This is a genomic window from Streptomyces sp. 796.1, from assembly GCF_047525675.1.
Classification (GTDB): domain Bacteria; phylum Actinomycetota; class Actinomycetes; order Streptomycetales; family Streptomycetaceae; genus Streptomyces.
Map to the genome: position 1 here is coordinate 317714 of NZ_JBLIWA010000003.1, position 21060 is coordinate 338773.

At 74.6% G+C, this 21060-nt stretch carries 17 protein-coding genes and 1 other RNA gene; 7 read left to right on the plus strand and 11 right to left on the minus strand.

Features of this window, described 5'->3' with window-relative positions; all coding sequences use genetic code 11:
• Positions 1–152 precede the first annotated feature (152 nt).
• The 3 genes from ACMA1D_RS04075 to ACMA1D_RS04085 all read right to left on the minus strand — a co-directional run bounded on the left by ACMA1D_RS04075 (position 153) and on the right by ACMA1D_RS04085 (position 3382).
• A complete protein-coding gene (locus ACMA1D_RS04075) occupies positions 153–779 on the minus strand; it encodes a bifunctional 4-hydroxy-2-oxoglutarate aldolase/2-dehydro-3-deoxy-phosphogluconate aldolase (protein ID WP_414722515.1) in 627 nt (208 codons plus the stop codon).
• 232 nt (positions 780–1011) lie between these two features.
• Positions 1012–1809 carry a peroxide stress protein YaaA gene (gene yaaA / locus ACMA1D_RS04080; RefSeq protein WP_414722462.1) on the minus strand — a complete coding sequence of 266 codons (798 nt, stop codon included), beginning with the start codon at positions 1807–1809 and terminating at the stop codon, positions 1012–1014.
• A gap of 307 nt (positions 1810–2116) precedes the next feature.
• Positions 2117–3382: an APC family permease gene (locus tag ACMA1D_RS04085; RefSeq protein WP_414722463.1), complete on the minus strand. Its 1266-nt coding sequence runs from the start codon at positions 3380–3382 to the stop codon at positions 2117–2119.
• 183 nt (positions 3383–3565) lie between these two features.
• Between ACMA1D_RS04085 and rnpB the strand changes: the two genes are divergently transcribed.
• An RNA gene (rnpB, locus tag ACMA1D_RS04090) (RNase P RNA component class A) lies at positions 3566–3989 on the plus strand.
• Between the two features lie 117 nt (positions 3990–4106).
• Here the strand turns inward: rnpB and ACMA1D_RS04095 are convergent.
• Positions 4107–5006, minus strand: a complete 900-nt coding sequence (locus tag ACMA1D_RS04095) for an Abi family protein (protein WP_414722464.1) — start codon at positions 5004–5006, stop codon at positions 4107–4109.
• A 249-nt stretch (positions 5007–5255) separates the two neighbouring features.
• The gene (locus ACMA1D_RS04100) at positions 5256–6017 is read right to left on the minus strand and encodes an SDR family oxidoreductase (RefSeq protein WP_414722465.1); all 762 of its coding nucleotides are present in this window, start codon (positions 6015–6017) and stop codon (positions 5256–5258) included.
• 438 nt (positions 6018–6455) lie between these two features.
• Here ACMA1D_RS04100 and ACMA1D_RS04105 point away from each other — a divergent pair, with 438 nt between their 5' ends.
• From ACMA1D_RS04105 to ACMA1D_RS04120, 4 genes are all read left to right on the plus strand, one after another.
• Positions 6456–8096, plus strand: a complete 1641-nt coding sequence (locus ACMA1D_RS04105) for an alkaline phosphatase D family protein (RefSeq protein ID WP_414722466.1) — start codon at positions 6456–6458, stop codon at positions 8094–8096.
• 576 nt (positions 8097–8672) lie between these two features.
• Positions 8673–9995: a multidrug effflux MFS transporter gene (locus ACMA1D_RS04110; RefSeq protein ID WP_414722516.1), complete on the plus strand. Its 1323-nt coding sequence runs from the start codon at positions 8673–8675 to the stop codon at positions 9993–9995.
• A 116-nt stretch (positions 9996–10111) separates the two neighbouring features.
• Positions 10112–11383, plus strand: a complete 1272-nt coding sequence (locus tag ACMA1D_RS04115; protein ID WP_414722467.1) for a serine hydrolase domain-containing protein — start codon at positions 10112–10114, stop codon at positions 11381–11383.
• Between the two features lie 10 nt (positions 11384–11393).
• Complete coding sequence (locus ACMA1D_RS04120) at positions 11394–12455, plus strand: small ribosomal subunit Rsm22 family protein (RefSeq protein WP_414722468.1); 1062 nt, start codon at positions 11394–11396, stop codon at positions 12453–12455.
• A 390-nt stretch (positions 12456–12845) separates the two neighbouring features.
• Here the strand turns inward: ACMA1D_RS04120 and ddaH are convergent, their stop codons facing one another.
• Together ddaH and ACMA1D_RS04130 are read right to left on the minus strand one after the other, a co-directional pair.
• The gene (gene ddaH, locus ACMA1D_RS04125; RefSeq protein WP_414722517.1) at positions 12846–13703 is read right to left on the minus strand and encodes a dimethylargininase; all 858 of its coding nucleotides are present in this window, start codon (positions 13701–13703) and stop codon (positions 12846–12848) included.
• Between the two features lie 472 nt (positions 13704–14175).
• A complete protein-coding gene (locus ACMA1D_RS04130) occupies positions 14176–14358 on the minus strand; it encodes a DUF6243 family protein (RefSeq protein ID WP_414722469.1) in 183 nt (60 codons plus the stop codon).
• 193 nt (positions 14359–14551) lie between these two features.
• On the opposite strand from ACMA1D_RS04130, the gene ACMA1D_RS04135 reads away from it, so the two are divergent.
• Together ACMA1D_RS04135 and ACMA1D_RS04140 are read left to right on the plus strand one after the other, a co-directional pair.
• A complete protein-coding gene (locus ACMA1D_RS04135) occupies positions 14552–15181 on the plus strand; it encodes a TetR/AcrR family transcriptional regulator (RefSeq protein WP_414722518.1) in 630 nt (209 codons plus the stop codon).
• 561 nt (positions 15182–15742) lie between these two features.
• Positions 15743–16465, plus strand: coding sequence for a bifunctional DNA primase/polymerase (locus ACMA1D_RS04140; RefSeq protein ID WP_414722470.1), 723 nt, complete (start codon positions 15743–15745; stop codon positions 16463–16465).
• A 114-nt stretch (positions 16466–16579) separates the two neighbouring features.
• Here ACMA1D_RS04140 and ACMA1D_RS04145 read toward each other — a convergent pair whose 3' ends face one another.
• The 4 genes from ACMA1D_RS04145 to ACMA1D_RS04160 form a co-directional block, all read right to left on the minus strand.
• Positions 16580–17554 (minus strand): hypothetical protein, encoded by a 975-nt coding sequence (locus ACMA1D_RS04145; RefSeq protein ID WP_414722471.1) that lies wholly within the window; start codon positions 17552–17554, stop codon positions 16580–16582.
• 195 nt (positions 17555–17749) lie between these two features.
• Positions 17750–18610, minus strand: coding sequence for a heme ABC transporter ATP-binding protein (locus tag ACMA1D_RS04150; protein ID WP_414722472.1), 861 nt, complete (start codon positions 18608–18610; stop codon positions 17750–17752).
• Positions 18607–19968: a FecCD family ABC transporter permease gene (locus tag ACMA1D_RS04155; RefSeq protein WP_414722473.1), complete on the minus strand. Its 1362-nt coding sequence runs from the start codon at positions 19966–19968 to the stop codon at positions 18607–18609. The genes ACMA1D_RS04150 and ACMA1D_RS04155 overlap by 4 nt, the downstream gene beginning before the upstream one ends.
• Positions 19965–21011, minus strand: coding sequence for a heme/hemin ABC transporter substrate-binding protein (locus tag ACMA1D_RS04160; protein WP_414722474.1), 1047 nt, complete (start codon positions 21009–21011; stop codon positions 19965–19967). Before ACMA1D_RS04160 ends, ACMA1D_RS04155 begins: the two co-directional genes overlap by 4 nt.
• Between the last annotated feature and the right edge of the window lie 49 nt (positions 21012–21060).

A 21060-nucleotide genomic window follows, 5' to 3' on the forward strand; every position in this document is an offset into this window, starting at 1 on the left:
GCTGGCGGCGCGTACGTCCGACCGGCCGCGCGGGTCACTAGCCGTACGAGCGGCCGGCCGTACGCGCAACCAGTCGTGGCAGCCCCCAGCCGTACGGGCCACCGGCCACGCAGCCCACCGGCCGCGGCCCCGCCCCCGTGGCCGGCAGCCCGTTACGCGGTCGGGGCCAGGGCCGCGGCCTCGCGGGCGAGGTGTTCGATGCGGGTCCAGTCGCGGGCCCGGATCGCGTCCGCCGGGAGCATCCAACTCCCGCCCACGCAGGCGACGTTGGGCAGTGCCAGATAGGTCGGGGCGGAGGCGAGGCCGATGCCGCCGGTGGGGCAGAACCTGGCCTGTGGCAGCGGGGCCGAGAGGGCGCGCAGATAGGGCGCGCCGCCGGCCGCCTCGGCAGGGAAGAACTTCATCTCGCGCACCCCGCGCTCCAGCAGGGCCACCACCTCGGACGTGGTGGAGACGCCGGGCAGGAACGGCAGGCCCGACGCCTGGAGCGCGGCCAGCAGGCGATCCGTCCAGCCGGGGCTGACCAGGAACTTCGCGCCGGCCGCGGCCGAGGCGTCGACGTCCTGCGGGGTCAGTACGGTGCCCGCGCCGACGACGGCGTCGGGCACCTCGGCGGCGATGGCCCGGATGGCGTCGGGCGCCGCCGCGGTGCGCAACGTCACCTCGATCGCCGGCAGCCCGCCGGCCACCAGCGCCCGGGCCAGCGGCACCGCGTCCGCCGCGTCGTCGATGACGACGACGGGGATCACGGGCGCCAGCCCCAGCACCGAATCGGGCACGCCGGCGGCGGTGCGCTGGGGAGCGGTGGGGGAGGACGCGGGGACGGGGGCGGAGGAAGCGGCATCAGTCACCCCGCCATCCTCCGCCGCCGCGCCATCATCTGCAATACGTGTTGCGCATGGCGCAATGCGCGAAGGGCTCCGGGCTCAGCACGCCGCGAGCTCACTGCACAGCGAGCTCCGGGTCCAGTACGTGGCGGGCTCTGGGCCCAGCGCGCCGAACGCCCCGAACTCAGAGCTCCGTCACGATCACGTCCAGCGCCCAGGGCGTGCCCGGGCGGGTCGGCGCCGTGGCCTCCACGGTGTGGCCGAGCGCGTGCAGGGCGTCGACGAGTTCCCGGGGGTCGCGGGGCGCGGCGCCCGCGGTCAGCAGGTCGCGGACGATGCGGCCCTTGGTCGCCTTGTTGAAGTGGCTGACCACCGTCCGCTTCTCCACGCCCCGTACGACCTTCGACTGGAGCACGCGGACCGTCGCCGTGCGCTCGGCGACCTCGCCGGCCGGCTTCCAGGCCGCCGCGTACGCCGCCGAGCGCAGGTCGAGGACGAGGCCGCGGTCGGCGACGGCGGGCAGGACGTCGGCCATGGCCCGCCGCCAGTGCGTGCCGAGCGCGCCGACCCCCGGCAGCTTCACCCCCATCGAGCAGCGGTAGGAGGGGATGCGGTCGCCGATCCTGACCGCGCCCCACAGCCCGGAGAAGACCAGCAGCGAGCGGCTCGCGCGGCGCCGGGCGGCCGGGTCCAGGGTGGCCAGGTCCAGCGCGTCGTAGAGCACCCCGGTGTAGATCTGGCCCGCGGGGCGGGTGCCGGCGGTACGCAGCTCCGCGTTCTTGGCGAGCTCGCCCCGCAGCCCGGCGCTGAGCCCGAGCACCTCGGCGGCCTTGTCCGCATCGCCCGCACACAGCGTTACCAGCTCGTCGAGCACCGCCTCCCGCGCGGCCCCGAGCTCGGGCAGCGAGAGCCCGGCCGGCTTCAGGGCGGCTCCCGACCCGCTGGGGGCCTTCCCCTCGGAGGGCGGCAACAGTACGAGCACGGCGGTTCTCCTCACCGGACGACACGGCAGACGATCACGGGGCCGACCGCAGGTCAGGCGCGGTGCGGCCAGCACGGCGGGCCCGGCCCGGCGCCGCGCAGCCCCGCCTGTTTGCGGTACGCGAGCACGTGCCCGTACGCGGCCCGCCGCGCCACTCAGCCCGGCGCCCGGCAGCCGGCGTCGGGTGCGGGTGGTGACCCGGTGCGCGGCCCCGCCGCAGCCTATGCCGACGGCCCCGACGGGGAGAAACCGCGCACTCTCGCCACCCCCACCAGCACACCAGCCGTCGCGGTGCGTGCGCGAACCGTCAGCCCGTGCCGCCGCGCCGCGCCCAGCGCGCCCGCACGCCGTACGCGAGGGCGCCGGCCGCCAGCACCGCGGCGCCGGCCACGGCCGAGGTTGCGGGCAGCGTGCAGGCCAGCGCCGCGCAGCCGACGATCCCGAGCGCGGGCACCAGGCGGGGCGGGCGGCCTTCGGCGGGGCTCAGCGTCCACGCGCTGGCGCCCGCGATGGCGTAGTAGACGAGGACGCCGAAGGAGGAGAAGCCGATGGCGCCGCGCAGGTCGACCGTGGCCGCGGCCAGTGCCGCCACCGCGCCCACCGCGAGCTCCGCCCGGTAGGGCGTGGCCGTACGGGCGTGCACGACGGCCAGCGCGCCGGGCAGGTGCCGGTCCCTGGCCATCGCCAAGGTGGTGCGGGAGACGCCGACGAGCAGGGTGAGCAGCGAGCCGAGCGCGGCCAGCGCGGCGCCGACCCGCACCACCGGAACCAGCCACTGCGCGTCCGCCGCGCGCACCGTGTCCGCGAGCGGGGCGCCCGCCTCGGCCAGCGCGCCGGGGCCGAGCGCGGCGAGCGCGGCGGCGCCCACCGCCGCGTACACCACCAGCACGATGCCGAGGGCCAGCGGGATCGCCCGCGGGATGGTCCGCTGCGGGTCCCGCACCTCCTCGCCCAGCGTGGCGATCCTGGCGTACCCGGCGAAGGCGAAGAACAGCAGCCCGGCCGCCTGGAGCACGCCGCCGAACGTGACCTCGGTGGCCGCGGCGTCCGCCGCCCACGGCGCCCGCGGCGAACCCCCGCTCCAGGTGGCGACGCACACGGCGACCAGCACCAGCAGCACCACGGCGACGATCGCCCGGGTCGCCCAGGCGGTCTTGCGCACCCCCAGGCAGTTGACCACGGTCAGGACGAGCACGGCGGCCACCGCCACCACGCGCTCGTGCCCCGGCGCCGCGTACGCCCCCACGACCAGGGCCATCGCCGCGCACGAGGCGGTCTTGCCGACCACGAACCCCCACCCGGCCAGATGCCCCCAGAACGGGCCGAGCCGCTCCCGCCCGTAGACGTAGGTGCCGCCGGAGGCCGGATAGCGGGCGGCGAGCCGGGCGGACGAGGCGGCGTTGCAGTACGCGACGACCGCGGCGATGCCGAGCGCCAGCAGCAGCCCGGAGCCGGCGGCGTCGGCGGCCGGCGCGAAGGCGGCGAAGACCCCGGCGCCGACCATCGCCGCGAGCCCGGTCATGACGGCGTCGAAGGTGCCCAGTTCCCGGCGGAGTCCAGCCTCAGGTCGCATGCGGCTGATTCTGCGGGTCGGCGCGGTGGTGCGCCATGGGCGTTCACCGCCCGCTCAGACGCGCGGGAGCACCACCCCGGCGCGCCGCCCCCCGCCCACGCCCGCCCCGCGCCCGGCGCGTACGGGGTGCGCGACCGGCGCCGACGCGCCCCGGCCGGCGGGTAGCATGGTCGGCACGACGGACGAGTCGGCTGGGCGGTCGCGTCGGGCGCTTTTGGATTCCACGGAATCCGGGGGCCCCGCCGAGGAACGTCCGGGCTCCACACGGCAGGGTGGTGGGTAACGCCCACCCGGGGTGACCCGCGGGACAGTGCCACAGAAAACAGACCGCCGGGCGCCGCGAGGCGTTCGGTAAGGGTGAAACGGTGGTGTAAGAGACCACCAGCGTCCGAGGTGACTCGGACGGCTAGGTAAACCCCACCCGGAGCAAGGTCAAGAGGGGCCGCCGATTGGCGACCCTGCGCGAACGCTTGAGGGCTGCCCGCCCGAGTTCGCGGGTAGACCGCACGAGGTCGCCGGCAACGGCGACCCTAGATGGATGGCCGCCTCCCCCGGGCGCCGCAAGGCCACGGGGAGACAGAACCCGGCGTACAGGCCGCCTCGTCCGTCGCTCAGGCCCCGCGGGGGGAGTCGTAGGGTGCCGCCTTGATCGGGAATTCCTCGCAGGCGACTTGCCGGTTTCGCCTTTTCGGACGGCTGCCGGGCCCGGAACTCAAGGACCGGCTCACGCCCGGTGATCGCGCGGGCTCTCGGGCCGGGCCAGACCCTTCCAGAACGAGCAGTCACGCGGGTGCTCCCTGATGATCTGCGGGAGCACGGGGCCAGCGACCTTGCCGCGTACGGCCACGTCGTCGAGCGAGGCGACGACGTCGAGCACCGAACGCGGCTCGAACGGGCCCGCAAGCCGCTTCGCCTTGCTGCGTACGTTGTTCGGCGTGGGGCCGGCGTCGAGCACCGAGTGGTGCCACAGCCGGCCGTGGTGGGCGCACCGGTTGCGCAGGTAGACCAGCGACCGCACGCGGTAGGCGAAACCGGCCTTCGCGACCCCGACGCTACTCGCCACGGCACCGGCCAGCGCACCACCGGCCCCCCGCTCGATGGCCTTGGACAGCGTCCCGAACGACCACGCTTCCACGGCGGACCACACGGGCAGTTCGCGGTAGTCGACGCTGCGGCCTCCGCTGCCCCGGTACCGCAGGATGTGGCGGTCCTTGCTCCGGTCGATGTCACGCAGGCACGACTCGACCGTTGGCTCCGCGTCGCGGACGTCGGTGTAGAAACTCGTCTCAAGGAAGCTGCCGTACGGGCCGTACGTGTCGGCGATCACCCGGGCGACATGCGTACGCAGCAGGAGCTCGACCCGGGCGAGCGACTGGCCGAGCACGGTGCGTAGCGCCTCATCGGCTTTGTAGACGCGACGGATCTCGGCGAACGTGGTGCCGGGCATGAACCCGTCGTCGCCCTGGTGGGGGGCCCGCTGGAAGTAGCGGGCGTAGCCGGAGAACCGGTAGTAGTTGTGCGAGCCGAGGAACGCCGCACAGTCGGCCTCGTCATTGACGGCAAGACCACGGCTGACCAGGAGCGCGACCTGCTCCCCGACCGACAGGCTTGGTTTCACGCGCACCCCGGAAAGAAAGAGGCCCCTCCCATTTGAGCATCGTGGAGAGGCTTGGGAGGGGGTCGATTACCTCCATCGTAGCCGACGCGCTGAGCGTCGCCCAGGTGGGTTCGGTAGGCCGCTGCGGCCGGCCTTGCTGCCGGCTCCCGTCGAAGGAGGTGCGGCTGCCGCGCGGAGTGGGGTGCGGCTGCTGCGCCGCTGCGGCCCCGTGTACCGCCCCCGCGACGCCCCACCGCACCCCCACCCAAATCACCCCTACCGCGCCGTGAACCCCCCATCCACCGCCAACGCGGCGCCCGTCACGAAGCTGGCCTCGTCGCTGAGGAGGAAGGTGGCGAACGCCGCGATCTCCGCCGGCTGGGAGACGCGGCCCAGCGGGTGCAGGGCCGCGATCTGGGCGGCCGACTCCGGGGTCGCGCCCATCGTCTCGCGGAAGAGGGGGGTGTCGACGCCGCCGGTTATCAGGGCGTTGACCCGGACCGACTGGGCGGCGTGTTCCAGGGCCGCCGCCCGGGTCAGGCCGACCACGCCGTGCTTGGCGGCCACGTAGGGGGCCACGCCCGGCATGCCGACGACGCCGAGGTTGGAGGCGTTGACGACGATGGAGCCGCCGCCGGCCGCCGTGATGGCCGGGAGTTGGTGCTTGAGGCTGAAGAACACGCTCGTCAGGTTGTGTTCCAGTTCGGTCGTCCAGCGGTCGGCCGGGATTTCCGGGATCGGGTCGAAGGAATTGACGCCGCCGGCGTTGTTGAACGCGCCGTCGAGCCTTCCGAATTCGCGTACCGCCGTGTCCACCGCGGCGGCCACCTCCGATTCCACGGTGACGTCGGTCGGTACGAACAGCGCGTTGCCGCCGCGGGCCCTGATGCCCGCCGCCACCTCGTCGCCCAACTCCTTGCGACGCGCCGTAAGGACGACGCTCGCGCCTTCGGCCGCCAGGCGTTCCGCCACCGCCCTGCCCATTCCTGACGTCGCCCCGGTGACCATCATGATTTTGGATGCGAAACGCGTTGACATGGCAGTCGTGCCTTTCCGTTCTGGGGTGTTTAACCGCCCTTACGGGCTGCGAATTCGATGCGTGAATCCGCCGATGTGGCCATCCTGCGGCGCGGGGCGGCCGGTGCGCTGGCGGTAAACGGACGGGGATTTCGCGGCGGCGGGGACAGGGGTCGGCAGGCGGCATGTCGCCGCCCCCGTACGGCGCCCGTCCGGCGCGCGTCCGGCCCTCCGTGCACCGTCTGTCCGGCCTCCCGTACGGCACCCGCCCGGTCTCCCGTACGGCGTCCGCCCGGCCCGAGATGCGGTGCATGGCGGGCGCCCGTCACGGATTGCCGCAAAAGCCCGTTACGGGGGTGGAACTCACGCACGCGACATGTGTGTGTCGTACACGGGTCAGCGTGACGCCGTCCTTCACCGTTCCAATCGCCTGCGTCCACATCAGCCCAGGAGGGGCACATGACTCATTCATCGCATGGCGATCATGTCGAGCAGGAGATACGGGCCGCGGCAGCGCAGTTGGGCCGCCGTCGGTTTGTGACCGTCACCGGCGCCGCGGCGGCGCTCGCGTTCGCCACCAACATGCCGGGCACCGCGCAGGCCGCGTCCGGCACGTACGACGCCCGGCGGATCACCGACAACCCGTTCACGCTCGGCGTCGCCTCCGGTGACCCGCGCCCCGACTCGGTCGTGCTGTGGACGCGACTGGCCCCGCGCCCCTTCGAGATCGGTGGCGGCCTGCCCCGCAAGAAGGTCCAGGTGCGCTGGGAGATGGCGCACGACGAGCGGTTCCGGCGCATCGCGCGGCGCGGCACCACCAGCGCGTTCGCCGAGTTCAACCACACCGTGCACGTCGAGCCCAGCGGGCTGGACGCGGACCGCACGTACTACTTCAGGTTCCGCACCGGCGACTGGATCAGCGAGGTCGGCCGCACCCGCACCGCGCCCTCCTCCCGGGCCCGCATCTCCGAGCTGCGCTTCGGCCTGGTCTCCTGCCAGGCGTACCACGACGGCTACTTCACGGCCTACAAGCACCTGGCCGACGAGGACCTGGACGCCGTCTTCCACCTCGGCGACTACCTCTACGAGTACGCGGTCAACTCGGTCGGCGGCGCCCGCAACTACACCGACCGCAGGCTGCCGGCCGTCTTCAACCGGGAGACCATCACGCTGGAGGACTACCGACTGCGGTACGCCCTCTACAAGGGCGACCCGGACCTCCAGGCCGCGCACGCCGCGCACCCGTTCATCGTCACCTGGGACGACCACGAGACGGAGAACAACTACGCGGGCGAGCAGCCCGAGAACGACGTGCCGCCGGAGGAGTTCCTGCTCCGCCGCGCCGCCGCGTACCGCGCGTACTGGGAGAACCAGCCGCTGCGCACCCCGCAGCGCCCCAACGGCGCCGACATGCGGCTCTACCGCCGCCTCCCGTACGGGCAGCTCGCGCAGTTCGACGTCCTGGACACCCGGCAGTACCGCTCCGACCAGGCGTACGGCGACGGCTGGCAGGTGCCGGGCCCCGAGTCGACCGACCCGTCGCGCACCCTCACCGGTGCGACGCAGGAGCGCTGGCTCATCGACGGCTGGCGCCGTTCCCGCGCGCTGTGGAACGTCGTGCCGCAGCAGGTCACCTTCGCCGAGCGGCGCAGCACCTCGAACCCGGACTACAAGCTCAGCATGGACTCCTGGGACGGCTACCCGGCCTCCCGCGACCGGGTGCTGGCCGGTGCCGAGGCCGCGGGCGTGGACAACCTGGTGGTCCTCACCGGTGACGTGCACGTGAACTACGCGTTCGACATCAAGCGGGACTTCGCCAAGCCCGACTCCCGCACCGTGGGCGTCGAGTTCGTCACCACGTCCATCTCCAGCGGCAAGGACGGCACGGAGAAGCCGGACAACTGGGACCGGTACATGAAGGCCAACCCGCACCTGAAGTTCTACAACGGCAAGCGCGGTTACGTGACCCTCACGCTCGACCGCGAGCAGGCCCGCGCCGACTACAAGACGGTGCCTTTCATCACCAAGCCCGGCGCGCCGATCGAGACCGTGGCCTCGTACGCGTCCGAGGCGGGCAACCCGGGCCTGCACCAGGTCTGACGGGTCCGAGCAGCGGGGCCCGCTGCGGCCCGGCCCCGCTGCCGGTCGGACGCCGGCCCCGATGCCGACACCGTGTCGCGGGGGAGCACCCCCGTGCCCCGCGACACGGCCGGCCCGGGCGCCGTTCCGTACGGCCCGAACCCACTCCCGGGCCCGCCCCCACGCCCACTACCGGCCCGCGCCCGACGCCCGCCGCGACCGCTCCGGTTGAGCCGGGAATCACGTCCGGAAGAGCGCTGAGAGGGCCGGCGCCGCGGCATCGCCATGACAACATGGTTAGGCCATCAAACGACCATGGAGTCACGCATGACGGACCCCGGCCCGCGTACGGCCGAGCCCACCCACGACCTCACCTCCGCCACCCTCCCGGGCACCGCACCGGGCAGCGTGTCCAGCGCCACCATCGACGCCCCGGGCGCCAGCGAAGACCCCGTCATACCCGGCCGGCCCACCTCCGCCGCCGGCACCGTCCTACCTGGTCAGCGCGGTGCAACCGGCCGCGCGAAGGCAACCCCCGGCGCCCCGCCCGCCGCGTCGGAGAGCGCTGCCGCGGCAGCCGGCGACCCGGAGGCCGCCATGGCAGCGGCCAGCACCCCGGAGACCGCGGCAGCAGCAGCCCCCGTCCCGGCCCGGCTCGCCGCGCAGCGCCGTACCGGCCTGTTGGTCACCCTCATCCTCGGCGGGCTCACGGCGCTGCCGCCGCTGTCCATGGACATGTACCTGCCGGCGCTGCCGGAGGTCACCGACGCCCTGCACAGCCCCGCCGCCACCGTGCAGCTCACGCTGACCGCCTGTCTGGCCGGCATGGCGCTCGGGCAACTGGTCGTCGGGCCGATGAGCGACCGTTGGGGACGGCGCAGGCCGCTGCTCATCGGCATGGTGATCTACGTGCTCGCCACCGCCATCTGCGCCTTCGCGCCCAACGCGGAACTGCTCATCGCCTTCCGGCTGCTCCAGGGCCTGGCCGGGGCCGCGGGCATCGTGATCGCGCGGGCGGTGGTGCGCGACCTGTACGACGGGGTCGAGATGGCCCGCTTCTTCTCCACACTGATGCTGATCTCCGGGGTGGCGCCGATCATCGCGCCGGTGATCGGCGGCCAGGTGTTGCAGGTCACCGACTGGCGCGGGGTCTTCGTCGTACTGACCGTGATCGGCATCCTGCTCACCCTGGTGGTCTGGCGCTGGCTGGGCGAGACGCTGCCGCCCGAGCGCCGGCACACCGGTGGCCTCGGGCAGGCCCTGCACACCATGCGCGGCCTGCTCGGCGACCGCGTCTTCACCGGCTACACGCTCGCCGGCAGCTTCGCCTTCGCCGCGCTCTTCGCGTACGTCGCCGGCTCCGCCTTCGTGGTCCAGGAGATCTACGGGGCCTCGCCGCAGACCTTCAGCCTGCTGTTCGGCGTCAACTCGATCGGCCTGGTCGCGGTCGGCCAGTTCAACGGCAAGGTGCTGGTGGGCCGGGTCAGCCTGGACAAGGCCGTCGCGGTCGGGCTCGGGGTGATCCTGCTGGCCGCGATCGCGCTGCTGGTCATGGCGGCCGGGGTGTTCGGCAAGGTCGGCCTGGTGCCGGTGGCCGCCGGCCTGTTCGTGCTGATGTCCGCGATGGGCCTGGTGATGCCCAACACCAACGCCCAGGCCCTGATGCGCACCCCGCACGCGGCGGGCTCGGCGTCCGCGCTGCTCGGCACCACCTCGTTCCTGATCGGCGCGGTGGCCTCGCCGCTGGTCGGCATCGCGGGCGAGGACACGGCGGTGCCGATGACGGTGGTCATGGTCGGGTCCACGCTCGCCGCCATCGCCTGTTTCGTGGGAATGTGCCGCCCATGGCAGCGTCAGGCGGAGCAGAGCGCGTGGTCCCAGCAGAAGGCCCCGGTGGCCGGCGGCCAGCCCAAGGACTGACCCCAGGCCCCACACCCCCCGCCACCGCGCCCGAACTCGGCACTCGAACCCGAACCGGCACGGGGCCCACCAGCGGCCCGGCGTCCCCGGCTGCCCCCGCGCCCCCGGCCGGCCCCGTGCCCGCCGCGGTGGACCGGGGCGCGCTCGCCGCCCTGGTACGGGAGGTGGCCGCGCTGCCGGCGGGGGAGCGGCCCTGGTGCGCCGGGGTGGTGGTGCGCGCCGGACAGGGTGACCGCACGCTCGTCAGCGAGGCGTTCGGCTGGGCGGTGCGGTACGCGGCGTACGACGAGGTGGCCGACCGCGGCGTGGAACTGCCGCTGCCGGGCGAAGTCGAGCCCGGTCGGTCCGACCGGGCCACCGGAGGACCCGCAGCCGGCGGCCCGGGCCACGATGGACCACACGCCAACGGACCCGCAGACCGCAGTCCGGTCGGCGGGCAATCCGCGCGGGTCCCCATGCGTACCGACACCGTCTTCGACCTGGCCTCGCTGACCAAGCTGTGCACCGCCCTGCTGGTGGCGGGCGAAGTGGAGCGCGGCACGCTCGCGCTCGACCGCCAGGCCGCCCGCTACGCGCCCGAGCTGACCGGCGCCGCCGCGTACGGCATCACCGTGCGGCAGTTGCTCACCCACACCTCCGGGCTGCGGCCCGAGCTGCCGCTGTACGCGCTGCCTGACGGCCCGCCCGGCGCCGAGCACGCGGGGCGGTGGGCGGCGGTCGCCGCGGAGCGGCCACTGACCGAGCCCGGCGGCGCGTACCGCTACTCCGATCTGAACCTGCTGCTGCTCGGGCGGATTCTGGAGCGGGTCACCGGGCACGGGCTCGACCGGCTGCTGCGGGAGCGGATCACCGGGCCGCTCGGCATGGACCGCACCCGCTTCCGCCCGCCCGCCTCCTGGCGGCCCTCCATCGCGGCCACTGAGGACCAGCGCGCCCCGTGGGGCAAGCTGGACCGGGGCCCGGTGCACGGCGAGGTGCACGACGAGAACGCGTACGCGCTCGGCGGGGTCGCCGGGCACGCCGGGCTGTTCGCGCCGGCCGGCGACCTGGAGGTGCTGTGCCGGGCGCTGCTGGGCGGCGGCAGCCACCGCGGCACCCGCATCCTGGCCGCCGAGTCCGTCGATGCGCTGCTCGCGCCGCCGGGGCTCGGGTTCGCCGTGGACCAGGAGTGGTTCATGGGCGAGCTGGCCGGGCGCGGCGCGGCCGGGCACACCGGGTTCACCGGCACCAGCCTGGTGCTCGACCGGGCCAGCGGCGGCTACCTGGTGCTGCTCGCCAACACCGTCCACCCGCGGCGGAGGCCGGCCGACAACCGGCCGCGGGCCGCCGCCGCGAGCTGGCTGGCCCGGGCGCTCGGCGCGGCGCCGCCGGTCCCGTACAGCCAGTAAAATCCCACGGATGCACGCCTCCCGACCTGCCGCCGACGACGCGGGCCAGCACCCCCCGATCACCGGTGAGAGCCTGCGCCTCGCGCTCGCCGCCCTGCTCGACGGGCTCCCGCCCAGCCAGGCCGCGCAGGCCGTCGAGCGGCTGATCGGCACCTACCGGGGGCGCACCCCCACGTCGGCGCCGGTGCTGCGCGACCGCTCCGACGTCGCCGCGTACGCCGCCTACCGGATGCCCGCCACCTTCGAGGCCGTACGGCACGCGCTCGGGGCGCTGCGCGATGCCGCCCCGTGCTGGGTGCCGGCCAGCCATCTGGACATCGGTGGCGGGACCGGGGCCGCGACCTGGGCGACGGCCGCGACCTGGGCCGACGGGCAGCGGACCGGCACCGTCTACGACTGGGCCGAGCCGGCGCTCGCGCTCGGTCGGGAACTGGCGGCCGACGCCGAATCGGCCGCGCTGCGCGCCATGCGCTGGCAGCGCCGGCCCATCGGCACCGGCTTCACTCTCCCCGAACCGGCCGACCTGATCACCGTCTCCTACCTGCTGGGCGAGCTCACCGAGGCGGACCGGGACGCGGTGGTGGCGGCTGCGGCCGGCGCCGGGCAGGCCGTCGTGGTCGTCGAGCCCGGCACCCCGGAGGGCTACGCCCGGGTGCTGCGGGCCCGCGCCCAGCTCATCGCCGCCGGCCTGACCGTCATCGCGCCCTGCCCGCACGACCTCGACTGCCCGATCACCCCCGGCACCAACTGGTGCCACTTCGCGGCCCGGGTCAGCCGCTCCTCGCTGCACCGCCAGGTCAAGGGCGGCTCGCTGTCGTACGAGGACGAGAAGTTCAGCTACGTGGTGGCCGTGGCGCCGTCGGTGGCCCCGGCCGCCGGGCGCGGCCCGGCCCACCGGGTGGTGCGGCACCCGCAGATCCGCAAGGGGCAGGTGCTGCTCGACCTGTGCACGGCTGACGGGGAACTGCGCCGCGAGGTGGTCACCAAGCGGCGCGGTGCGCTGTACCGCAGCGCCCGCGACGTGGCCTGGGGCGACACGTGGCCGCCCGCGGACGGCCCGGTCGCGGACTGAACCGGGCTACACCGGACTGAGACCGCCCTGGTGTGCTGGGCGCGCCCTGTGTGCCCGTGGTGCTGGGCGCGGGCGCGCGGAGCGGACGAGTGAGGGCGGCCGGCGCGGGCAGGGCGGCCGGGGTGGGCCGGAGCAGGCCGGGGCGGCGCCGTCGGACACGGGCCCTGGACGGTGGCGCCGCACCCGGCCCGCCGGGCGGCTCGCGCCGTGCGCACCGCTGGTGGGGCTGACATACGCGCTGGTCAGGAAGGTGTTCGTGCCGGTTGCGGGGCGGATCCCCGACCGGTGTCGTACGAAAGGTGGTCCTGCGGCAGGTGGTCCAGCGGCAGAGGGTCGTCGTGGGGCCGGTGGCCGCGCGTCAGTGGCGCGTGGGACGGCCCCGGCGGGTGGTCAGCGCAGCTCCTGGGTGCAGCACTTGACGCTGCCGCCGCCCTTGAGGAGTTCGCCGAGGTCGAGCCCGATCGGCTCGTACCCGCGGTCCCGCAGCGGTTCGAACAGGCCCACCGCCTCCTGCGGCAGCAGTACGTGGCGGCCGTCGCTGACGGCGTTGAGGCCGAAGGCCGCCGCGTCCGCCTCGGTGGCGATCAGCGCATCGGGGAAGAGCCGGGCCAGCACGGCCTGGCTGCCGGGCGAGAACGCGCCCGGGTAGTACATGACGTCGTCGTCGGTGGTGTCGTCGAGCACGGCGAGCGCCGTGTCCAGGTGGTAGTAGCGCGGGTCGACCAGGTCGAGCCCGATCACCGGGCGGCCGAAGAACTCCTGCGCCTCGGGGTGCGAGAGCGGGCTGCTGCGGAAGCCGCGGCCGGCCAGCAGCAGCGAGGCGGTGACGGCGAAGTCGCCCTCGCCCTCGTTGATGTGCTCCGGCTCCCACACGTCGGCGTAGCCGTGGGCGCGGAACCAGGCGGCGTGCGCGACGGCCTCCGCGGTGCGCTCGGGGTGGGCGAACCTGGCGCCGAGCACCCGCCCCTCCACGACCAGCGCACCATTGGCGGCGAACACCATGTCGGGCAGCGCCGGGTCGGGGGTGAGCTCGTCGACGGTGTGGCCCAGCGCCCGGTAGCGGTCGCGCAACTCCTCCCACTGGGTGCGGGCCAGCGCGAGGTCCACGGGCTTGGACGGGTCCATCCAGGGGTTGATGGAGTACGTGACCTTGAAGTGTGTGGGTGGGCACATCAGGTAGCGGCGCGGGGTCGCGCGGCGCGCAGACGTACGCAACGAGGTCTCCTCCCGGTGGCGGTGGCTACGCACGGATCGCGTGCGCACCAAAATCGTCCATCCTCATGAACCGCAGTGCATGGACCGAACGGGCCATCTCCGACTAGCCCAGGATGACCTGCCACGCGGTCGTTATGAACCGATTGGCTGGGAAAGGTGACCGTTCACACGGAGGTGCGGCCGGGCGGCCGACGCGGCGGCCCGTGGTCCCGCCGTGGCCGGGGGCCCGGGCGCGGTGGGACCGGTGGGGGGCACCGGGGTCCGTCGGATGCGCCGCCCGGAGGGGTCGTTCGGCGTACGGGGGGTGCTGGCCGATTCCGTACGCGAGGCGACCGCCCCGCTTCCACGCGCGAGGCGGCCGGGGGCGGGGTTGTGCCGCGGTGTGGCGGCCCCGCGCCGCGATGCGGGCCACCCCCCGCGTGGTGCGGGTGGGGCGCCGCCGCGGTGTGGGGCCACCCGCGATGTGAGGCCCGCCGCGGTGTCGGGGTCCGCGACGGGGGCGGGCTCACGCGTCCGTGGCCGCGTCGCGCTTCTCCTGGAGCTTGCGCAGCAGCGCCCGCTTCTGCGCCATCGGGTCGAGGTCGCCCTGCGCCCCGCGTCCGCCGCGCCCGCCGCGCAGCGCGGACCGGGAGAGGTTGGCGCGGGTGCCGCCGACGCCGAGCATGCTTCCGGAACGTCCCTTGCTCATGGGGGTCTCCTTCGTCTCGCTTCGCTTCTCTGGGGCCTGTGTCGATGGGGCGGCCGTTGTCGGCGGTCGACTACGGCAATCCCGTACGAGACGTTTCGTCTCGCATGACGTGAGTCTGCGGGGTGGGGTGAGGGCTTGTCAAGACGATACGTCTCGCCTCGCAATTGGTAGATTGCCGGCCATGACCGAGAACATGGCCCGTAAGACGGCCCCCGACTCAAGCCGCCGCAGCGAACGCTCGCGCCGCGCCATCCTGGACGCCGCCCTGGAACTCGTCGGCGAGGTGGGCTTCGGCAAGCTCACCATCGAGGCGATCGCCGCCCGTGCGGGGGTCGGCAAGCAGACCATCTACCGCTGGTGGCCGTCGAAGGCCGCGGTGCTCTTCGACTCCTTCCTGGACCAGAGCGACGGGGCCCCTGAGGTCACCCTCCCCGACACGGGAGACCTCGCCGCCGACCTCAAGTCGGTGCTGCGCGCCACCGTCGACGAGATGGAGAACCCTAAGTACGCGCTGCCCACCAGGGCGCTGGTGGCCGAGAGCCAGAACGATCCGGAGCTGGGCGCCGAACTCAACGCCCGCGTCCTCGAACCACAGCTCGACGCCTGGGCCGCGCGGCTGCGCACCGCCCAGCAGGCCGGCCACATCGCCGCCGACGCCGATCTGCGGGTCGCCGTCGAAATGATCGTCGGCTCCCTCTTCCACCGCTGGTCCCTGCGGACGCTGCCGCTGAGCCACGGATACGCGGACGCGATCGTGGACCAGGTGCTGCGCGGCATCGCCGTGTCGCCCTCGGGGTCGCCCGCCGAGCCGTCTGCTGGGTAGTCCCGCGGTGCTTGCGGGGTCGTCCGCCGGGGTTGCTCGCCGCGTCGCCTGGGGTTCGTTCGTCGAGCCGCCCGCCGAGCCGCCCGCCGCCGTGTCGACCGGTGCCGGGTAGGTCGCGGCCGGTCCTGCGGCTCGCGGGGAGGCCGCCGTCGGGGAGGCTGCGGCCGGTCCAGGTGCCACGGGGTGGCCCGCCGCCGGTCGGCCGGCCCCGGGGTCGCTCGCGGTCGGCCGGTTTCGGCCTGCCGCCGGCCCCGCCGGGACGGCCCCGGCCCGGCCCGGGGAACCGCCGTCGCACAACGCGCACCCCACCCCGTACCATCCCGCACCCCAGCGCCTCGCCTCCCGCACCCCACCCCGGAACGTTCACGGTCGGTGGGTGGACGGCCAGCTCGGCACCCCGAGTGATCATAAGCAAAACGCTAGGGCAAAAAATCGGGATATGCCCGAGCTTGCCGCCCGCTGGCTGGATAGGCTCTGCCGCCCCGGCTCCGTACCGCGGTCACCTGGGGCGCAGGATGGTGGCAGCATTGATCCCAGGACAGCGGTGAAGCGAGGGGATAGATGGAACGCAAAGGCAGGTTCTCCCAGTGGCTGCGCCGACCGAGGGGCGGATCGGGCGCTGATGCGGACCCGGCCGGCGCCGGGGGCTCGCGTGAGGATCTGCTGTTGGCCGCGGCGGGCGCCGGTTTCCCCCTCGCCCCGGCCGCCCACCCGGCCGGCTACCGATGTTCCTGCGAACGCGTCGGCTGTCCGACCCCGGCCCGGCACCCCCTCTCCTTCGGCTGGCAGACCCAGGCCACCACCGACCCCGAGCGCGTCACCCGCTGGCTGCGCACCCAGCCCGACGCCAACTTCATCACCGCGACCGGCATCAACCACGACGTGCTCGACGTGCCGGTGGACGCCGGGCGGCACGCCCTGGAGCGGCTGGGCGCGGCCGGCGTCGAGGTCGGCCCGGTCGCCACCTGTAGCCCGGACCGGATGCTCTTCTTCACCGCGACCCGCGGCACCCCGGACGACGAGGACGAGTGGTGGCCCTGCGAGTTGGACTGCCACCCGGAGACCATGGACGAGCACCCGGGGCTGCGCTGGCACTGCCGCGGCAGCTATGTGCTCGTACCGCCGGCGCAGTTGCCCGGTGACGGCCGCGTGGGCTGGCTGCTCGGCCCCGAGCGCCCGCTGCCCGACCCGCTGACCCTGCTGGAGACGCTCACCGACGCGTGCGCGCTGTACGCCAGCGAGGACCCCGAGCACGAGACCGCCGCCTGGCCCATCGGGCGCTGACCCGGCCGACCGACCCCGCGCGCCCGGCGCACCCGCGGCAGCGTCCGCCGAGCGCGCCCGGCGCCACCGACCAGCCGCCCGCCGCGTCCGCCGAGCCCGTCGTGCCCGCCGCCGCTACTCGCCCTTGGCGGACGTCACGCCCTCCAGCCGGTTGAGGAAGACCACCTGCTTGTCCGGCGCGCCGGCGGCGGGGACGCGGACCGAGGACTCGAAGACGCGGGTCAGGGTGACGGCCTTGTCGGCCTTGCCGGTCATCACGGCCTGTACGCGCTCGGGGGGCGTGGGCCGGTAGCCCTTGGCCGCGGTCTGCTTCTGCCGGTGGTACGAGGCGAAGAACACCACCGCCCCGCCGTCCTTGGTGCGCAGCCCGGCCGGGGCGAAGTCCGCGCCGCGGGCGGGCGAGTCGATGTACTCGGTCCAGTACTTCGGGGTGCGCACGTGCTTCTTGCGCTCCGCGCGCAGCCCGGAGGTGGCGGGCCCCTCGGTGAACGTCGAGCCCTCGCCGGTCATCAGATAGCTGGCGTACGTCGAGCTGAGCCGGTCGGGCCGGACGGCGAGACCGGAGTCGGCGCCGGTGCGCACCGGTTGCGCGTACCCCTCGTCGTCCAGCGCGAAGTCGGGCACCTCGTCGTCGCTGAGCAGCGAGAGGTACGCGGCGCGCCAGGGGGCGTCAGGGCCGGTGCGGGTGAAGAGCAGCATCCAGCGGTTGGGGCCGCGGTTGCTGTCGGCGTCGGCGACGAAGAACTTGGGCCACCCCGCCTGCTGGGGGATGGTGAAGCGGGCGTCGGTCAGCTCCAGGGTCCCGGCCCGCGGGTTGCCGGCCGGGTTGACCGCGTGTTCGGCCGTCAGGTCCGCCTTGCCGATGGCCAGCAGCGGACCGGTCTCGACCTGCTCGATCAGCTTCGGATCGGCCGTCCGCCACGCCTTGTTGTACGTGGTGGTGAACTGCTTGAGGACCTCGGGCGCCTCGTCCTTGGCCACCGCCGGGATCACTTCCCGCTCGCCGTGCACCGTCATGCACCCGGTCACCGACAGCGCCAGCGCGGCCGTCGCAGCCGCCCACTTCAGCCGGGGCAACCTTCCCATCATGGGCTCCTGCTCCTTCGGGTGCGCCTCGCTTCCCATCGAGGACGCCACGAACGGCGCAACCCTATACGGGGCACGGGCCGCACCGGGCCGGGGGAGTGGCGCGCCCCCCCCGCGGCCCCCGCGCCCACCCGCGCCCGCCGTGCTCACTCGCGCCCGCCGTGCCCATCCGCGCCCGCGGGGAGCCCCCCCCCCCGCTCAGCCCGGCCCCGGCCCCCCGTCGCGGCGCGGCACCACCAGCGGCACCCCGGTGCGCGGGTGGGGCAGCACCTCGATCGGCTGTCGGTAGACGTCGGAGAGCAACCCCGCGTCGAAGACCTCGGCCGGTGGCCCGTCGGCGACGATCCGGCCCCGGTGCAGGACGGCGGTGCGGTCCGCGTACGCCGCCGCCAGGCCCAGGTCGTGCAGGACCACCACGACCGCGTCGCCCGCGGCGGCCCGCTCCCGGCACACCCGCAGCACCAACTCCTGGTGGCGCAGGTCGAGGGCGGCGGTCGGCTCGTCGAGCAGCAGCAGGGCCGCGCGTTGGGCCAGCACCCTGGCCAGCGCGACCCGGGCCCGTTCGCCGCCGGACAGCGCGCTGAAGGGCCGGTCGGCGAACTCGGCCACCTCCGTGGTCGCCATCGCCCGCGCCACCGCCGGGTCGTCCTCGTCGGCGGCCGGCGTCCCGGCCCACGGGGCGCGGCCCATCCGTACCACCTCCTCCACCGTGAACGGGAAGGAGAGCGCGGCGGACTGCGGCAACACGGCGCGGCGCAGCGCCAGTTCGCCCGCGGTCCAGTCGGCGACCTGCCGGCCGTCGATGCGGACGGCGCCAGAGCCGGCCGGCAGGTCGGCGGCGAGGACGGCGAGCAGCGTGGACTTGCCGGCCCCGTTCGGCCCGACCAGGGCCAGCACCTCGCCCGCCGTGACGCGCAGCGAGACGTCGGTCAGCACCTGCCGGGCGCCGAGCGCCACCCGCACGTCGCTGACCTCGGCCGCGAGCTCGCCGGGGGCCGGCCGGCCGGGCACCTGGCGGGCCCGCCCGCCGAGCCGGCTGGCGAGGGTCCGTACGCTCATGCCCAACCTCCTTGCTTACGACGGGTCCTGCGCAGCAGCCAGAAGAAGAACGGGCTGCCGAAGAGCGCGGTGAGCACGCCGAGCGGCAGTTCCGCCGGCTGGGCCACGGTGCGGGCCGCGAGGTCGGCGGCGACCAGGACGACCGCGCCGCCCAGCGCGCTGCCCGGGACCAGGAAGCGGTGCCCGGGGCCCGCGGCCATCCGCAGCAGGTGCGGGACCAGCAGGCCGACGAAGGTGATGATGCCCGCGACCGCGACCGCGGCGGCCGTCAGCAGCGCCACCAGCACGACCACGGTCACCCGCAGCCGCTCCACGTCCACGCCCAGGTGCCGGGCGGGGCGCTCGCCGAGGGCCAGCAGGTCGAGTTGGCGGGCGTAGAACGGGGCGAAGAACAGGCCGGCCAGCGCGCACGGCAGCACCGCGAGCACCTTGGGCCAGGTCGCCTGGGAGAGGCTGCCGAGCTGCCAGAAGGTGATCTGGGTGATCTGGGCGTTGTCGGCGAAGAAGATGAACAGGCCGATCAGCGCGCCGGCGAAGGCGTTGACGGCGATGCCGGTGAGGATCAGCGTGACCACCTCGGTCTTGCCGTCCGAGCGCGAGAGCACGTACACCAGCAGCACGGTCAGCAGCCCGGAGGCGAACGCGCAGGCGGTCACCGTCCAGTCGCCGAGGAAGGTCAGGCCGAGTGCGATGGAGCCGACCGCGCCCACCGCGGCGCCCGCCGAGATGCCGATCACCCCGGGCTCAGCCAGCGGATTGCCGAACCCGCCCTGCATCAGCGCTCCCGCACACCCCAGCGAGGCCCCGACCAGCAGCGCGAGCACCACGCGCGGCAGCCGTACGTTCCACAGCACGCTCTCGCCGACCCGGTCGAGCGCGCTGCCGCCCAGGTGCGTGCGGTGCAGCGCGGAGGAGACCACGTCGCCGAGCGGGATGTCGTACGCACCGGTGCCGGCGGCCACCAGGCAGAGCACGAACAAGGCGGCGGCGAGGGCGAAGGTCAGCACGGTGGTGCGGGCACGCCGGCCACCACGCTTGGCCGCCGCTCCCGCGCGGGGCGGGCCGGGCTGCTGCGGGCCGGGCTGCTGCGGGCCGGGCTGCTGCGGGTCGGCCGCGGTGGCCGACCCGGTGGGGGTGGTCTGTCCGGTGGTGGCGACCTGCTCAGTGGTCGCGGCCCGCTCGGGGGCGGGCGCGGGTGCCGGGGTGGTTCCGGGGGCGGTCGGATCGGCGGCCGGGGTCGCTGCACCGGTTGGTACGGGGCGCGCGGGTCGCCCGGGGCGTGCGGTGGGCCCGGTCGTCGCGTCGGCCCCGGCGGCGATCCGCCCGGCCGGCCGCGGGGAGTTGGCGGAGAGCGTCACGAGGCGGCCCCGTACAACTGGTCCACCAGCGAGCGCAGCACCTGGTCGGTGCGCGGGCCGTAGTTGAGCAGTTTGCCGTCCTCGATGGAGACGATGCGGCGGTCCATGCCGGCCGGAGTCTCGGCGACACCGGGCAGCTTGAGCAGCCCGTCCACGCCGCCTACCGAGTCCAGGCCCTTGGACATGACGAGGATGGCGTCCGGGGCGGCCTTGGCCAGCGCCTCGCTGGTGATCGGTGTGAAGTCCTTCGTCAGGCCGGACTCCTCGCCCGCGTCGATCGCGCCCGCCGCTTCGAGCAGCGAGCCGGCCCCCGAGTCGCGCCCGCCGAGCAGGTAGACGGCGGCCGAGCCGCGCAGGTAGAGGAAGGCGACGCGGGGCGCCTTGCCGTCGGCCGGCCGCTTCGTGCCGGCGCGTACCGCCTCGATCCGGTCCTCGGTGCGCTGGCGCAACTCCTTGCCGGCGTCCGGCACGCCGAGCGCGGCGGCGACCGCGTCGATGCGGGTGCCGACGTCGGCGAGCTCCTTGGCGGGCGCCAGGACGACCAGCGGTACGCCGGCGTCCCGGATCTGGTCGATGGCCTCGGCCGGGCCGGTCGTGGTTTCGGCGAGGACCACGGTGGGCTTGAGCGAGAGCACGTTCTCGGCCGAGACGTCGTGCGCGCGCGTGACCACCGGCAACTTCTTGGCCTGCGCGAAGTCGGCGGTCACGTCCCGGCCGACGACGCGGTCGCCGAGGCCGAGGGTGAACACGATCTCCGAGAGCGAGCCGGTGAGCGGCACGATCCGCGCCGCACTGCGGACGGTGCTGCGGTGCCCGTCGGCCGAGGTGACGGTGGCCGGAAGGCGTGGTGCGGGTGTGTCCTTGAGTGGCTCCAGGGATTCCGCTTGGGCCGCGGTCCGTACGTCCGAGCCCTTGCCCGAGCCCTGGTCACCGCCGGACCCGCCGCAGCCGCCGAGCCCGACCGCGAGCGCCAGCGCGGCGGCGACGGCGGCGACGAGACGCGGGGCGCGGGCGGGGCGCCTCGCCGACTTCCGGTGCTGCACTTTCTCGCCTCTCTGTCGTCTTTGCTGGTCACGCGGTTGCTGCTGCCGG

Bases quoted from the DNA above. Each gene is read 5' to 3' on its own strand.
- ACMA1D_RS04085 (WP_414722463.1), bottom strand. From the start codon at position 3,382: ATGCGACCTGAGGCTGGACTCCGCCGGGAACTGGGCACCTTCGACGCC.
- ACMA1D_RS04100 (WP_414722465.1), bottom strand. From the start codon at position 6,017: ATGTCAACGCGTTTCGCATCCAAAATCATGATGGTCACCGGGGCGACG.
- ACMA1D_RS04105 (WP_414722466.1), top strand. From the start codon at position 6,456: ATGACTCATTCATCGCATGGCGATCATGTCGAGCAGGAGATACGGGCC.
- ACMA1D_RS04110 (WP_414722516.1), top strand. From the start codon at position 8,673: ATGGCAGCGGCCAGCACCCCGGAGACCGCGGCAGCAGCAGCCCCCGTC.
- ACMA1D_RS04120 (WP_414722468.1), top strand. From the start codon at position 11,394: ATGCACGCCTCCCGACCTGCCGCCGACGACGCGGGCCAGCACCCCCCG.
- ACMA1D_RS04130 (WP_414722469.1), bottom strand. From the start codon at position 14,358: ATGAGCAAGGGACGTTCCGGAAGCATGCTCGGCGTCGGCGGCACCCGC.
- ACMA1D_RS04135 (WP_414722518.1), top strand. From the start codon at position 14,552: ATGGCCCGTAAGACGGCCCCCGACTCAAGCCGCCGCAGCGAACGCTCG.
- ACMA1D_RS04140 (WP_414722470.1), top strand. From the start codon at position 15,743: ATGGAACGCAAAGGCAGGTTCTCCCAGTGGCTGCGCCGACCGAGGGGC.
- ACMA1D_RS04145 (WP_414722471.1), bottom strand. From the start codon at position 17,554: ATGATGGGAAGGTTGCCCCGGCTGAAGTGGGCGGCTGCGACGGCCGCG.
- ACMA1D_RS04150 (WP_414722472.1), bottom strand. From the start codon at position 18,610: ATGAGCGTACGGACCCTCGCCAGCCGGCTCGGCGGGCGGGCCCGCCAG.